Origin of the sequence: Microbacterium sp. ER1 (genome assembly GCF_023383675.1) — a bacterium.
Taxonomy (GTDB): Bacteria; Actinomycetota; Actinomycetes; order Actinomycetales; family Microbacteriaceae; genus Microbacterium.
Window position 1 is genome coordinate 409,021 of sequence record NZ_QCXO01000138.1, and the last position, 13,262, is coordinate 422,282.

At 69.7% G+C, this 13,262-nt stretch carries 11 protein-coding genes; 1 reads left to right on the forward strand and 10 read right to left on the reverse strand.

Annotated features, from left to right (window positions below):
* Window positions 1-31: 31 nt before the first annotated feature.
* The 6 genes from BV453_RS15335 to BV453_RS15360 form a co-directional block, all read right to left on the reverse strand.
* Entirely contained in the window at window positions 32-1,381 is a 1,350-nt protein-coding gene (locus BV453_RS15335) for an alpha-L-fucosidase (RefSeq protein ID WP_249521979.1), read from the reverse strand.
* Window positions 1,378-2,925, reverse strand: coding sequence for a M81 family metallopeptidase (locus tag BV453_RS15340; RefSeq protein WP_283399100.1), 1,548 nt, complete (start codon window positions 2,923-2,925; stop codon window positions 1,378-1,380). The genes BV453_RS15335 and BV453_RS15340 overlap by 4 nt, the downstream gene beginning before the upstream one ends.
* A 65-nt stretch (window positions 2,926-2,990) precedes the next feature.
* A complete protein-coding gene (locus BV453_RS15345) occupies window positions 2,991-3,965 on the reverse strand; it encodes an ROK family protein (protein ID WP_249521982.1) in 975 nt (324 codons plus the stop codon).
* Window positions 3,962-4,876: a carbohydrate ABC transporter permease gene (locus BV453_RS15350; RefSeq protein ID WP_025103274.1), complete on the reverse strand. Its 915-nt coding sequence runs from the start codon at window positions 4,874-4,876 to the stop codon at window positions 3,962-3,964. The genes BV453_RS15345 and BV453_RS15350 overlap by 4 nt, the downstream gene beginning before the upstream one ends.
* Window positions 4,866-5,771, reverse strand: coding sequence for a carbohydrate ABC transporter permease (locus BV453_RS15355; protein ID WP_025103273.1), 906 nt, complete (start codon window positions 5,769-5,771; stop codon window positions 4,866-4,868). Before BV453_RS15355 ends, BV453_RS15350 begins: the two co-directional genes overlap by 11 nt.
* 43 nt (window positions 5,772-5,814) lie before the next feature.
* The gene (locus BV453_RS15360) at window positions 5,815-7,074 is read right to left on the reverse strand and encodes an ABC transporter substrate-binding protein (protein WP_025103272.1); all 1,260 of its coding nucleotides are present in this window, start codon (window positions 7,072-7,074) and stop codon (window positions 5,815-5,817) included.
* Window positions 7,075-7,273: 199 nt separating this feature from the next.
* On the opposite strand from BV453_RS15360, the gene BV453_RS15365 reads away from it, so the two are divergent.
* Window positions 7,274-8,425: an ROK family transcriptional regulator gene (locus BV453_RS15365; protein ID WP_249521983.1), complete on the forward strand. Its 1,152-nt coding sequence runs from the start codon at window positions 7,274-7,276 to the stop codon at window positions 8,423-8,425.
* Between the two features lie 19 nt (window positions 8,426-8,444).
* Here BV453_RS15365 and BV453_RS15370 read toward each other — a convergent pair whose 3' ends face one another.
* The 4 genes from BV453_RS15370 to BV453_RS15385 all read right to left on the reverse strand — a co-directional run bounded on the left by BV453_RS15370 (window position 8,445) and on the right by BV453_RS15385 (window position 13,213).
* Complete coding sequence (locus BV453_RS15370) at window positions 8,445-9,710, reverse strand: alpha-L-fucosidase (RefSeq protein ID WP_249521984.1); 1,266 nt, start codon at window positions 9,708-9,710, stop codon at window positions 8,445-8,447.
* Between the two features lie 102 nt (window positions 9,711-9,812).
* Window positions 9,813-10,841, reverse strand: coding sequence for a ketol-acid reductoisomerase (gene ilvC, locus BV453_RS15375; protein ID WP_025103269.1), 1,029 nt, complete (start codon window positions 10,839-10,841; stop codon window positions 9,813-9,815).
* 59 nt (window positions 10,842-10,900) lie between these two features.
* On the reverse strand, window positions 10,901-11,410 hold the full coding sequence (gene ilvN, locus BV453_RS15380; protein WP_025103268.1) for an acetolactate synthase small subunit: 510 nt from the start codon (window positions 11,408-11,410) through the stop codon (window positions 10,901-10,903).
* A gap of 3 nt (window positions 11,411-11,413) precedes the next feature.
* Window positions 11,414-13,213 (reverse strand): acetolactate synthase large subunit, encoded by a 1,800-nt coding sequence (locus BV453_RS15385; RefSeq protein WP_249521986.1) that lies wholly within the window; start codon window positions 13,211-13,213, stop codon window positions 11,414-11,416.
* Window positions 13,214-13,262 lie beyond the last annotated feature (49 nt).

Here is a 13,262-nt window from a genome sequence, read left to right on the forward strand (position 1 = left end):
CACCGACGGGGGCCCTTCTGCGGCGCCTGTGTCAGGCGCCGTGCGCGGTGAGCACGGCGACCGGAGCCTCGCGGAGTCCGGCCGGGATCACGATGCGGGCCGAACCGCCGTCCGCGGACGTCTGGGCCGGAGTCCCGTCCGCCCACGACAGCCCAGCGCCCGCGAGCTCGGACGGCAGCTCGAACTCGCCTGCCGCCGGGTCCAGCGCGTGCACGTGCACCGCATCCGTCGACGTGGTGTAGCGACGAGGAGCCCCCGTCCGCTCCCCCATCCGCGTCCAGGGCCGCGTGCCGTAGATCGCCGCGCCGTTCACGGCCAGCCAGCCGCCGAGCTCCTGCATCGCCTTCCGCTGCAGCGCCGGAATGGACCCGTCCGCCGCGGGGCCCACGTTGATGAGCAGGTTGCCGTTCTTCGCGACGACGTCGACGAGGAGCCGGATCAGGGCCGCCCCGGAGAGCGAGTGCCGCTCGTCCTCCGCCTGGTTGAACCCGAACGAGTAGCCGAGCCCGCGGGTCGACTCCCAGGGCTCGGGGATGATGTCCGGGATGTCCGTGTATTCGCGGGTGAGGAAGCCGTGGTACGGCACGCCCCACCGGTCGTTGACGACGCCGTCCGGGACGGCGTCGAAGTAACGCCGCAGCAGTGCGGCCACGGCGTAGTCCTCCGTGCCCTTGCCGCCGTCCGGCCACTCGATGTCGTTCCAGAGCACGTCGGGCGCGAACCGCTCCACGAGCTCCTCGAGCTGCGCGGCGGCGTACCGGGAGAAGGGGGCGTCGTTGCGACGGAACCGGAACAGGTCGGTGTCCGACTCGATCGGCGGGAAGTCGCTCACGTGCCAGTCGAGCGCTCCGGAGTAGTACACACCGAACCTGGCTCCGGCCCGCCGCGTGGCGTCGTGGAACTCGGAGATGAGGTCGCGACGAGGGCCGCGCGCGACGGCGTTGAATCCCGTCGTGGCGGTGTCCCACAGACAGAACCCCTCGTGGTGCTTGGTCGTGGGCACGACATAGCGGGCCCCGGCCGCGACGAGCTCGCCGACGAAGGCGTCGGCATCGAACGCGGCGGCGTCCCATCGGTCGGCGAGGTCCTCGTAGGAGGTCCCGGGTCCGTAGGTGCGCTGGTGGCGCTCCCACGTCGGGCTGCCCGGGATGCGGACCGTGTTGCCGTACCACTCCGCGTACTGGTGCCACGCATAGGCGTCCTCGGTGGGGATGTTCACGCCCTCCCCGTGCTGCACGGCCCACGCCGGCACGGAGTACAGGCCCCAGTGCACGAAGAAGCCGAGCTTGGCGTCGCGGTACCAGTCCGGCACGCCGTTCGCCGGGTAGACCGGGGCCGCCGCACCGAAGTCGGGGCCGGTGCGCTTCTCGAAGTTCATCATGATGCGGTGTCCTCCTCGTCGGCGCCGCGGCGCACGACCACCGCGGTCAGGTCGGGGTCGCCGGTCGTGTCGAACGGGAACACCCCGGGGCGCAAGCGATGGTGTCCGAGGCGGAGCAGGTCCTGGTCCACCCCGCCCGGGGTGAGCGCCAGCGTCCATCCCGCCGCCAGCTCGTACAGCTCCGGCTCCAGATAGCCGATCTTCACGACCACGACGTCGGCCGTCGTCGGCTCAAGCCCCAGCATCCGGAAGTCGGAGAGATGGTGGAAGGGCTTGCGGCGCGCGGTCACGATGGCGTGCAGCCCGCCGACAGCGATCACCACCTGGGTGCCGGCGTCCGTGTCGCCGTCGGTGACGGAGAACACCGTGCCGGTGATCTCGACCGGTCCGTGGGGCCCGGAGTCGACCGCAGCTCCGGCGGACAGCGTGACCGTCGCACCGACGCCCGCCTCCACGGCTTCGGCGACGGCCCGCGGATCGAAGATCGAGGCGACCAGCGTCGTGTGCGTCCCGTCGGTGAGCTCGGGTCGCTGGAGCAGCTGGGCGAGGGTCCAGGTCACATCGCCCGCTCCCCCGGCCGTCGGGTTGTCCCCGGAGTCGGAGATCACGTACGGACGCGGGGCTCCGGACGCCAGAGCCTCCTCCAGTGCGTCGTCGAGGCTTCCGGTCTTCGCGACGAAGACGAAGTCCTCCCGCGCCTCCCAGAACATCCGGGCCACGCGCTCCGCCTCCCGGGCGATGACCTCCCGGTCGTCGCCGGTGACCACGACGTAGGCCTGGCAGCGCGGCTCGTCCGCCCACGCGTAGCCGATCCACACCGAGGCGTCGACGACACCGGGCAGGGCCTCGATCCCGGGGAGCTCGGCATAGATGCTCTGCGCGGGTTCCAGCCGCGTACTCGTCTTCTCCCCCGGTAGCAGCACCGGAACGGGCACCCAGGCGGTGAAGGGTCGCCGCGCCTGCACGTCGCCGCCGTGCGGGCCACGGAGACGGTCGAGCAGGTTCCACACCGCCCGCTCCTTCGTGTTCAGCCAGTCCTCGTGCGGGGCCATGCGGTAGCACGTGAGCAGATCCACCGCGTCGCGCAGCGTCTCCGACACGTTCCCGTGCAGGTCCATCGACGTGGAGACGAGGGTGTCCGGCCCCAACGCCGCGCGCACCGCGAGGGCCAGATCCCCCTCGGCATCGTCCATCCCGACGACGCTCATCGCGCCGTGGATGTCGAAGAAGAAGCCGTCGAACGGCCCCTGCGCGCGGATCCCCTCGACGAGCGCATCCTTCATCCGCTGATAGGTGTCCGGGTCCACGGCGCCGCCGGGCAGCGACCGGCCGTGGGTGAGCGGGACCCACTCCGCGGCCTCGGCGAGCTCACGCCCGGCATCGAGGAACGGGTAGTACGCCCGCAACGCGTCGCCGGTCCGGATCGTGAAGGCCTCGTCCCCGGAGATGTGCGGGGAGAAGGTGCTCGACTCGATGGAGATGCCGCCGATGCCGATCCGGGGCCGCGCGAGCCCGCCCTCGGCGAGCGGCGGCAGCGGACCCATCCAGATCTCGTGGGCTTCCGGGCGTGCGGTCACGGTGCTGTTCTCCTCTGCGGTCGCAGTCGTGGTCAGGAAACGGGGGCGAGGGCGCGCCGGGCGCTCTCGACGGCGCCGAGCGCGACGGCGTCAGCGCCCAGGACGGCGGGGACGATGCGCAGCGCGATGCCGGACACCGGGGCGTCGGTGCGAAGGGTTCGCTCGATCGACGGCGCCAGGAGGTCCCAGGCCGCCGTGACCCCGCCGCCGACGATGGCGGTCGGCAGGTCGAGGAGCGTCGCCGCACTGGCGCAGGCGAGAGCGAGCGCACGCCCGGCGTCGTCGAACACCGCGCGGGCGTCGGCGTCGCCGACCCTGGCGGCCTCCGCGACCTCCCTGGCGTCATTCACCGGACGTCCGGTGCGCTCCGCGAAGCGCCGGGCGATCGACGTCCCGGAGGCCAGGGTCTCCAGGTGGCCGGTCTGCCCGCAGGTGCAGACGAGATCGCTGTAACCGGGCGTGTGCCCGATCTCCCCGGCCGCGCCGTGCGGGCCGTGGTGCAGCTCCCCGCCGATGACCAGCGCGCCGCCGACGCCCGTGCCGAGCATCACACCGAGCACATCGGGCACGCTCGGACCCGCCGCGGCGGCTTCACCGAGGAGGAAGGCGTTCACGTCGTTCTCCACCCGCACCGGGACGCCGAGGCGCTGCGCCAGCTCCGGGCCGAGCGGGAAACCCGCCCAGTCCGCGAACAGGGCGGACGCGGCGCGGATGGTGCCGCTCTCGTGGTCGATGACCCCCGCGGCACCCACCCCCACCGCGGCGACCGTGACACCGGCCTCGGCCGCGAGCCGCGCGACGAGACCGGCCGCCGCATCCGCCATCGCCGCGCCGCCGACGCTCGCGGGCGCCGGCACGCTTCCGCGTGCGAGGACGGCTCCGAAGGCGTCCACGACGAGGGCGGCGATCTTCGTGCCCCCGATGTCCACCCCCGCCAGCGCCAGGTCGGCCGCGAGGCCCGTGGTGGTTCGTCGAGGGTCGTCCGTCTGCTGCCCGACCGCGCTCATCGTCCGCCCAGCCCGGCCATCGCGATGCCCTTGACCAGGTGCTTCTGCAGCACGATGACGAGCAGGGTGGTGGGGATCATCGAGATGATGGCGGCGGCCATCTGCAGGTCCCAGCGGGTGCCGGTGAGGCCGGCGAAGCTCGCCAGACCGACGGGCAGCGTGCCATGCGCGTTGTAGTCGACGGTGACGATGAGGGGCCAGAGGTAGCTGTTCCAGAACGAGAGGAACGTGAAGACCGCGAGCACGGCGACCGCGGACTTCGACAGCGGCAGGATGATCTGCAGGAACGACCGGACGGGACCTGCGCCGTCGACACGGGCCGCCTCCTCCAGTTCGTAGGGGATGCCGCGGAAGAACTGCCGCATCAGGAACGTGCCGAAGGCGCCGAACGCGAAGGGCAGGATGAGCGCCTGATAGGTGTCGACCCAGTTGAACCACTGCATGACCTGGAACATGGGGATGACGAGCACCTCGGCGGGCACCATCAGCGTGGCGAGGAAGAGGACGAACACCGCGTCCCTGCCCTTCCACCGCAGGCGCCCGAACGCGTATCCGGCCGTGGTCGACACCACCAGCACGACCAGGGTGCCGCCGATCGCCACGATGAACGAGTTCATGATGTACGTCAGGAACGGTCCGTAGGCGAAGACGTCGACGAAGTTGCTCCAGCGGATCTCGGAGCCCACCAGGGTCGGCGGCATCGAGAACATCTCCGAGTTCGGCTTGAGGGCCGAGAAGAACGCGTAGACGAGCGGCGCGATGAAGATGAGCGCCGCGACGTAGATGGTGACGTGCGCGAGGATCAGCCGGGCACGCGCGCCGGGCGTTGTCGCCGCTCCGCGGGCCCGCTCCCGCTCGCGCTGACGCCGCGGGGCGGTGCCGGTGGGCCGGACGAGGGTCTCAGTGCTCATAGTGCACCCACTTCTTCTGTGCGGCGAACTGGATGCCCGTGATCGCGATGATGATCGCGAAGAGGATCCATGCGGCGGCGGCGGCGAGCCCGAGGTCGCCGAACGTGAAGCCCTGCTCCCAGATGTACATCACGAGCGGCTTGGTGGCGTTGCCGGGGCCGCCTCCGGTGAGCATCTGCGGCTGGACGAAGACCTGGAGCGAGGTGATCATCGTCATGATCGTCGCGAAGAAGATCGACGGCGAGATCATCGGGATGATGATGCTCCAGACCCGCCGGAACCCCTGCGCACCATCGATGCTGGCGGCCTCCAGCACGCTCTCCGGGAGCTGCTCGAGGGCTGCCGAGAAGATCAGCATGTTGTAGCCGAGACCCTGCCAGACGCTCATGACGACGACCATGATCATCGCCCAGTTGGGGTCGGCGAGGAAGTTCGGCAGCTCGATGCCGAACCAGGTGACCGAGAGGCCGTTGAAGAGCCCCTGGGGCTGCAGCATCATCTTCCACACCAGGACGTTCGCGACCATCGGGGTCACGACGGGGATGAAGAAGAGGACGCGCAGGGCACCGCGGCCGCGGATGCGGGGGCCGAGTCCGAGGGCGAGCACGAGCGAGAGAGCGACGCTCAACGGCACGTACAGCAGCGTGTACACGGCCGAGTTCCGCAGCGCGGGCCAGAAGTCCGGGCTGCTGGTGAACAGCTTGACGTAGTTGTCCACCCCGTTGAAGGTGCGTTCGCCGAAGGTCGGCCAGTCGAACACGCTCATCACGATCGACAGCCCCACGGGCACGATCGTGAACAGGGCGAGGCCCACCAGGGCCGGGCTTGCGAAACCCAGCGCCTGGCGGCCCTCGACCTTGGCGAGCGATCCTCGACGTCTCGTCGTGATCGTCATCTCGTCGTCTCTCTCTGTTACTGCTGTGCGGGCCGGATCCGGCTCACTCGCCGAACTGCGCCTGGGCGTTCGACAGCAGCTCCTCCATCGTCATCTGGCCGTTGTAGACGCTGACGAGGTTGGGCTGGATGTAGCTGTCGAGCTTCTGCCAGTTCTTGGTCATGTAGAGCGGCACCGTGTCGCCGAACGCGGCCTCGAACACCGACTGGACCTGGTCCCGGTACTGCTCGTCGATCGACTCGAAGTACAGCGGCTGCGACGAGGTGCGGGCCGGGTAGGAGCGGCCGGACGAGGCGATGTAGTCCTGCGCGTCCTCGCCGACGAGGGAGCCGAGCACCTTCAGCGCGGCCTCCGGGTTCTTGCAGTTCTCGGCGATGCCGTAGCCGGAGCCGAGGATCGGGCCGGGGTTGCCGTCCACGCCGGCGGGCAGCGGCACCATGCCGGCGGCGAAGCCGGACTCGTTGTTGAGGTAGCTGACCGCGTTCCAGGTGCCGTCGACGGCCATCGCCGCGTTGCCGCCCGTGTACTGGTTCTCGCCCCAGCCGGTGTCCGACGCGGAGGCGACCGGAGCCGCGACCTTCTTCTCGGTGACCAGGCCGGCGTACCAGGACGCCGCGTCGACGAAGTCCTCGTCGTCGATGTGCAGTGTGCCGTCCTCGGAGGCGGGCTGCGTGGCGGAGTAGGCGATCGGCATCGACATCCACTGGTAGCCGCCCATGCCCATGCCGAAGCCGTACTTGCCGTCCTTCGTGGCGTCGGCCGCGATCGTGGCGAAGTCGTCGAACGTCCAGCCGATCTCCGGAGTCGCGGCGCCGGTGGCCGTCAGCATGTCCTGGTTGTAGTAGACGAGCATGGTGGCGACGTCGAACGGCACGCCGTAGACCTTGCCCTCGAAGCTGAGGATGCCGTCCGCGCTCGGGTTGAACTCCGACCAGTCGATGCCGGCGGTCTCGAGGTCCTCGTCGCTCAGCTGACGGAAGCCCGCCGTGTAGCCGCCGAGCTGCGCACCGCTCATGCCGGTGATGCAGGCCATGTTGCCGCTGGCCATGTTGGTGGTGAGCTTCGTGAAGAAGTCGCTCCACGGCGAAGTCTGCAGCTTGATCTTGATGTCCGGGTTCTGCTTCTGCGCGAACTCGATCTGCGCCTCCAGCGCGTCGACGTCCGACTCGCTGCCGGCCCACATGTCCACGACGATGGTGTCGCCGTCGGCCGAGCCTCCGGATCCCCCGCTGCTCGCACAGCCGGTCATCGCCACGGCCACGCCCGCGACAGCGGCGACAGCCCCCACACGCAACTTCTTCATTGAATGCCTCCTGAGAAGGGAACGGTTATTTCGAGACTCGAACTAACCAATTAGGATTTCGTATGAAGTTACGCTGTCATAGTTCGCAAGGTGCCGCAACCTGAACATCCGATGTTTATAGGGTGGTGATAATTCGTCACTCCCGGGAAACATGCGACACCCCCGCTACGCTGACGATGCTCCGAGACGAAGGGCCTCCATGACGAACCCCGCCGACACCCCCGTCGACGATCCGCACACCCGGCGCATCCTCGACTTCGTCGCGCGCGGTCAGGCCCGCTCCCGCTCGGAGCTCGCCTCCGCTCTCGGCGTGGCCGCCTCCACCGTCGGCCTGCGCGTGCAGGCGCTTCTCGATGCGGGCGTGCTGGAGGAGGCCGGGGCCGGCACCTCCCGCGGCGGACGACGGCCGCGCGTGCTCCGGATCGCCGGCGACGGCATCGTGCTGTCCGCCGATCTCGGCGGGCGTCATGCCCGCATCGGGCGGCACGACCTCAGCGGCGGCCTGCTCCACTCGGAGACCATCGCGATCGACGTCGCGGACGGCCCGGAGGCCACGCTGGAGAGAGTGTCGGAGGTGTTCGAGCGCCTGCTCGCCGAGACGCGGGTCCACGCGATCGGCGTGAGCCTGCCCGGCCCCGTCGACGTCGCGACCGGCTCCGTGGATCAGCCCTCGCGGATGCCGGGGTGGCCCGGATTCCGCGTCGGCGAGCACCTCGGGGAGCGCCACGGCGTCCCCGTCGTCGTCGACAACGACGCGAATCTCGCCGCCCTTGGCGAGCACCGTCGCCAGCTCGGGCACACCCAGCACAGCATCACCGTCAAGGCGGGCACCGCGATCGGCAGCGGGATCATCGTGGACGGTCACATCCACCGCGGGGCCACCGCTGCGGCCGGCGACATCACGCACACGCGGATCGACGGCAGCGGGGACATCCCCTGCTCCTGCGGCAACACCGGCTGCCTGGAGACCGTGGCCAGCGGCGCGAGCCTCGTCCGCCAGATGCGCGAGCGCGGCAACACCGACGTCCGCACCACGGCCGACGTGCTGACACTGGCACGGGACGCGGACCCGCTGGCGACGACGCTCGTCCGCACCGCCGGGACCCACCTGGGTCAGGCGCTCTCCGGGGTCGTGAACTTCTTCAACCCGCACGCCCTCTTCCTCACCGGGAGCATGAGCGCCTCCGAGCCGTTCATCGCCGCGGTGCGCAGCCGGGTCTACGAGGCCTGCCACCCGCTCGCGACCCAGCGCCTGCGGATCGAGGCCGCGGCCACCGGCGCGGACGCGATCCTGCACGGCGCCGCCCGCCTCGCGCTGGAGGGCATGGAGATCCCGGTGGCGACGGCCTGAGCCGCCGCCACCGACGGCCTCACTCCCCCGTCAGGCGCAGCTCGATGACCGGCATCAGCACGTCGGGACGCCGTACCGGGAGGTGCACCGTGAGCGTCCCCTCGGCCTCGCCCGCCGGAGTCATCAGGTCGGCCTGCTGGTCCGGGTCGCTGACGCTCGTACGCAGCCAGGACCCGTCGTTCAGCAGGCGCGCATACGAGACCTTGCCCGCAAGACCGGGCAGATGCACGAAGCCCAGCGGCCAGCTGAACAGGCTCAGGTAGAGCCGGTCGCCGCGGAGCGTGTACACGCCCTCTCGAGGCGGCGTGAACGGCGCGTGGCCGGCCCCGATCACGGCGCGGTCGTGGAGCCGCATCCACTCGCCGATCTCGGCGAGGGTCGCCGCGTCCCGGGGCGCGATCGCCCCGCGCCCGTCCGGACCGATGTTGAGCAGCATGTTGCCGCCCATCGACACCGAGTCGACGAGCATCTGCACGAGCAGCACCGGCGACTTCTGGTCGGTGTTGTCCCGGTGATAGCCCCAGGAGCCGTTGAGCGTCTGGCACGCCTCCCACACGAGGGGCACCCCGTCGCGGACGATCGGAGCCGTCGGCTGGTACTGCTCTGGCGTCACGAAGTCCGCGGGGATGCCGAGCCGGTCGTTGACGAGCATTTCCGGCTGCAGCTCGCGGCACAGTGCGAGCAGCGTTTCGGCGTCCCAGTCCTGCGGCCCCTTCCCCTCCCAGCCGTCCTTGGACTCGGGATAGGTGAAGTCGAAGAACAGGTAGTCGATGTCGCCGTACCCGGTGAGCAGCTCGCGGACCTGACCGTGCAGGTACTCCCGGTAGCGGGCCATGTCGCGACCCTCGTTCAAGGCGTGCGCGTTCTCGTCGTCACGTCGGGGGTGGTTCCAGTCCACCGTGAAATCGGGGTGATGCCAGTCGATGACCGAGTGGTAGAGGCCGACGCGGATGCCCTCGGCACGGAGAGCGTCGACGTACTCGCGCACGAGGTCCCGTCCGACCGCCGTGACGGAGGTGAAGTCGGTCAGCTTCGAGTCCCAGAGGCAGAAGCCGTCGTGGTGCTTCGTCGTGAGCACGACGTAGCCCATCCCCGTCTCCTTGGCGGTCTTCGCCAGGGCCGCGGCATCGAAGAGGTCGGGGTCGAAGTTGTCGAAGTAGGGGCGGTACTCCTCGTCGGTGAGGCGTTCGTAGTTCTGCACCCACTCGTGCCGCGCGGCCCCGCTGTAGAGGCCGAAGTGGACGAACATGCCGAAGCGGGCGTCATCAAACCATTCCTGTCGCATGCGTCCATCCTGGCACAGACATCGGATGTCTGTGCCAGGGAATGCCGTACGGAACGCCGAACGGGCGCCCCCGGAGGGACGCCCGTTCGTTCGCGAGTCGAATCAGCGCGCGGCGCTGCCGTCGACGTAGTCCTCGTCCTGCTGCTTCCAGGCGAAGAGCGAACGCAGCTCCTTGCCGGTCGCCTCGATGGGGTGCTGCTCCTCCTTGGCGCGGAGGGCGAGGAACTCCTCGGCCCCGTTGTCCTGGTCCTCGATGAAGCGCTTCGCGAACGCACCGGACTGGATGTCGGACAGGACGCCCTTCATGCTCTCCTTGACGCGCTCGTCGATCACGCGCGGGCCGGACACGTAGTCGCCGAACTCGGCGGTGTCGGAGATCGACCAGCGCTGCTTGGCGATGCCGCCCTCCCACATGAGGTCGACGATGAGCTTGAGCTCGTGCAGCACCTCGAAGTAGGCGATCTGCGGCTGGTAGCCCGCCTCGACGAGGGTCTCGAAGCCGGCCTGCACCAGGTGGCTCATGCCACCGCAGAGCACGGCCTGCTCGCCGAAGAGGTCGGTCTCGGTCTCCTCGGTGAAGGTCGTCTTGATGACGCCGGCGCGGGTGCCGCCGATCGCCTTCGCGTACGAGAGCGCGAGGTCCCAGGCCTGGCCGGACGCGTCGCGCTCGACGGCGATGATGTCCGGGATGCCTCGGCCGGCGACGAACTCGCGGCGCACGGTGTGGCCGGGAGCCTTCGGCGCGACGAGGATCACGTCGACACCCTCGGGAGCGTCGATGTAGCCGAAGCGGATGTTGAAGCCGTGCGCGAACGCCAGGGTCTTGCCCGCCGTCAGGTTCGGGGCGATCGACTCGCTGTAGATCGTGCGCTGGTGCTGGTCCGGCGCGAGGATCATGATGACGTCGGCCCACTCGGTCGCCTCGGCGACGGTCTTCACGGGGAAGCCGGCCTCCTCGGCCTTCGCGGCGGACTTCGAGCCCTCCTTGAGGGCGATCGCGACCTCGACACCCGAGTCGCGCAGGTTCTGGGCGTGGGCGTGGCCCTGCGAGCCGTAGCCGACGATGGCGACCTTCTTGCCCTGGATCAGGGACAGGTCGGCGTCGTCGTCGTAGAAGATCTCGGTGCTCACTGGTTTCTCTCCTTGGTTGTGGTTGTGCGGGACGCGCGGTCCCTGAGTCTGTCGAAGGGTCAGCCGCGCAGGACGCGCTCGGTGATGCTCTTGCCGCCGCGGCCGATCGCGAGGAGGCCGGACTGGGCGATCTCCTTGATGCCGAAGGGCTCCAGAGCGCGCAGCAGCGCCTCGACCTTGCCCTTGTCTCCGGTGACCTCGATCACGAGGGCGTCGGCGGCGTAGTCGACGACCGAGGCGCGGAAGAGGTTGACGACCTCGATCACGTTCGAACGGCTGGCGTTGTCCGTGCGCACCTTCACGAGCATGTGCTCGCGCTGCACGGACGACGCCGGGTCCAGCTCGACGATCTTGATGACGTTGATCAGCTTGTTGAGCTGCTTGGTCACCTGCTCGAGCGGCAGCTCCTCCACGTCGACGACGACCGTGATGCGGGAGATCCCCGGCACCTCGGTCACGCCGACGGCGAGGGAGTCGATGTTGAAGCCCCGGCGCGCGAACAGGCCGGCGACGCGGGTCAGGAGGCCGGGGGTGTTCTCCACCAGCAGGCTCAGGACGTGGGTCGACATGGCTCAGTCCTCCTGGTCGAACGCGGGCGCGTGGTCGCGCGCGTACTGGACATAGCTGTTGCTGACCCCCTGCGGCACCATCGGCCACACCATGGAGTCGGCACTCACGACGAAGTCGATCACCACGGGGCGGTCGTTCGTCTCCAGCGCGAGCTGGATGGCGGCGTCGACCTCCTCCTCCTTCTCCACGCGGATCGCGAGGCAGCCGTACGCCTCCGCGAGCTTCACGAAGTCGGGGATGCGGATCGTGCCGTGCCCGGTGTTCAGGTCGGTGTTGGAATGACGGCCGTCGTAGAAGAGCGTCTGCCACTGCCGGACCATGCCCAGCGACGAGTTGTTGATGATCGCGACCTTGATCGGGATGTTGTTGATCGCACAGGTGGCGAGCTCCTGATTGGTCATCTGGAAGCAGCCGTCGCCGTCGATCGCCCAGACCTGGCGCTCCGGCTCCGCGACCTTGGCGCCCATGGCCGCCGGCACCGAGTAGCCCATCGTGCCCGCTCCGCCGGAGTTCAGCCAGGCGTTCGGACGCTCGTACTTGATGAACTGCGCGGCCCACATCTGGTGCTGCCCCACACCGGAGGCGAAGATCCCCTCCGGACCGGTGAGCTCGCCGATGCGCTGGATCACGTACTGCGGGGCGAGCAGACCGTCGGTCGTCGGCGCGTACCCGAGCGGGAACTCGTTCCGGAGCCCGTCGAGGTACGACCACCACTCCTCGATGTCGGGCTTCGCGTCGGCCGTCGCTCCACGGAAGGCGGCGTCGAGGTCGGTGAGCACGTCGCGCACGTCGCCCACGATCGGCACGTCGGCCGTGCGGATCTTGGAGATCTCCGCCGGATCGATGTCGACGTGCACGACCTTCGCGTGCGGCGCGAACAGCGCGGCCTTGCCCGTGACGCGATCGTCGAACCGGGCGCCGAGCGAGACGAGGAGGTCGGCCTCCTGCAGCGCGAGCACGGCGGGAACGGTGCCGTGCATGCCGGGCATGCCCAGGTGCAGCGGGTGCGAGTCCGGGAACGCGCCGCGCGCCATCAGCGTCGTCACGACGGGCGCACCGGTCGACTCGGCGAGCTCGAGCAGCTCGGCCGCGGCCCGGCCGCGGACGACGCCTCCGCCCACGTACAGCACCGGCTTCTTCGCCTCCGCGAGGAGGGCGGCGGCCGCCTGGATCTGCTTGCCGTGCGCCTTGGTCACCGGTCGGTACCCGGGGAGGTCGATCTTCGGCGGCCACACGAACGGGGCCGTCGCCTGCTGCGCATCCTTGGTGATGTCCACGAGCACCGGACCGGGGCGCCCGGTGCCGGCGATCTCGTAGGCCGCGGCGATGGCGCCGGGGATGTCCGCGGCGTCCTTCACGAGGAACGAGTGCTTCGTGATGGGCATCGTGATCCCCACGATGTCGGCCTCCTGGAACGCATCCGTGCCCATCAGCGTCGAGAACACCTGACCGGTGATCGCCAGCAGCGGCACCGAGTCCATGTAGGCGTCGGCGATCGCCGTGACGAGGTTGGTCGCTCCGGGACCGGAGGTGGCGATGCACACGCCGACCTTGCCGGATGCGGACGCGTAGCCCTCGGCCGCGTGGCCCGCGCCCTGCTCGTGCCGCACGAGGATGTGGCGGAGCTGCGAGGCGTCCATGAGCGGGTCGTAGACCGGGAGGATCGCGCCGCCGGGAAGGCCGAAGACGTCCGTGACGCCGAGCAGCTCGAGCGAGCGGACGACGGCCTCCGCACCGGTGATCTCCGGAGCGGATGGGCGGGCGGGCGGCCTCGGCACGGCCGAGACGGAGTCAGCAGTCATGACTTTCCTTCTGATGAACTGTGCGGGACACCGGCGCTCCGATCGAGCG

What these genes read in the sequence shown, in the direction of transcription:
- BV453_RS15335 (WP_249521979.1), bottom strand. Translation starts at nt 1,381, where the DNA reads ATGATGAACTTCGAGAAGCGCACCGGCCCCGACTTCGGTGCGGCGGCC.
- BV453_RS15365 (WP_249521983.1), top strand. Translation starts at nt 7,274, where the DNA reads ATGACGAACCCCGCCGACACCCCCGTCGACGATCCGCACACCCGGCGC.
- BV453_RS15355 (WP_025103273.1), bottom strand. Translation starts at nt 5,771, where the DNA reads ATGACGATCACGACGAGACGTCGAGGATCGCTCGCCAAGGTCGAGGGC.
- BV453_RS15340 (WP_283399100.1), bottom strand. Translation starts at nt 2,925, where the DNA reads ATGGGTCCGCTGCCGCCGCTCGCCGAGGGCGGGCTCGCGCGGCCCCGG.
- BV453_RS15370 (WP_249521984.1), bottom strand. Translation starts at nt 9,710, where the DNA reads ATGCGACAGGAATGGTTTGATGACGCCCGCTTCGGCATGTTCGTCCAC.
- BV453_RS15385 (WP_249521986.1), bottom strand. Translation starts at nt 13,213, where the DNA reads ATGACTGCTGACTCCGTCTCGGCCGTGCCGAGGCCGCCCGCCCGCCCA.
- ilvN (WP_025103268.1), bottom strand. Translation starts at nt 11,410, where the DNA reads ATGTCGACCCACGTCCTGAGCCTGCTGGTGGAGAACACCCCCGGCCTC.
- BV453_RS15345 (WP_249521982.1), bottom strand. Translation starts at nt 3,965, where the DNA reads ATGAGCGCGGTCGGGCAGCAGACGGACGACCCTCGACGAACCACCACG.
- BV453_RS15350 (WP_025103274.1), bottom strand. Translation starts at nt 4,876, where the DNA reads ATGAGCACTGAGACCCTCGTCCGGCCCACCGGCACCGCCCCGCGGCGT.
- BV453_RS15360 (WP_025103272.1), bottom strand. Translation starts at nt 7,074, where the DNA reads ATGAAGAAGTTGCGTGTGGGGGCTGTCGCCGCTGTCGCGGGCGTGGCC.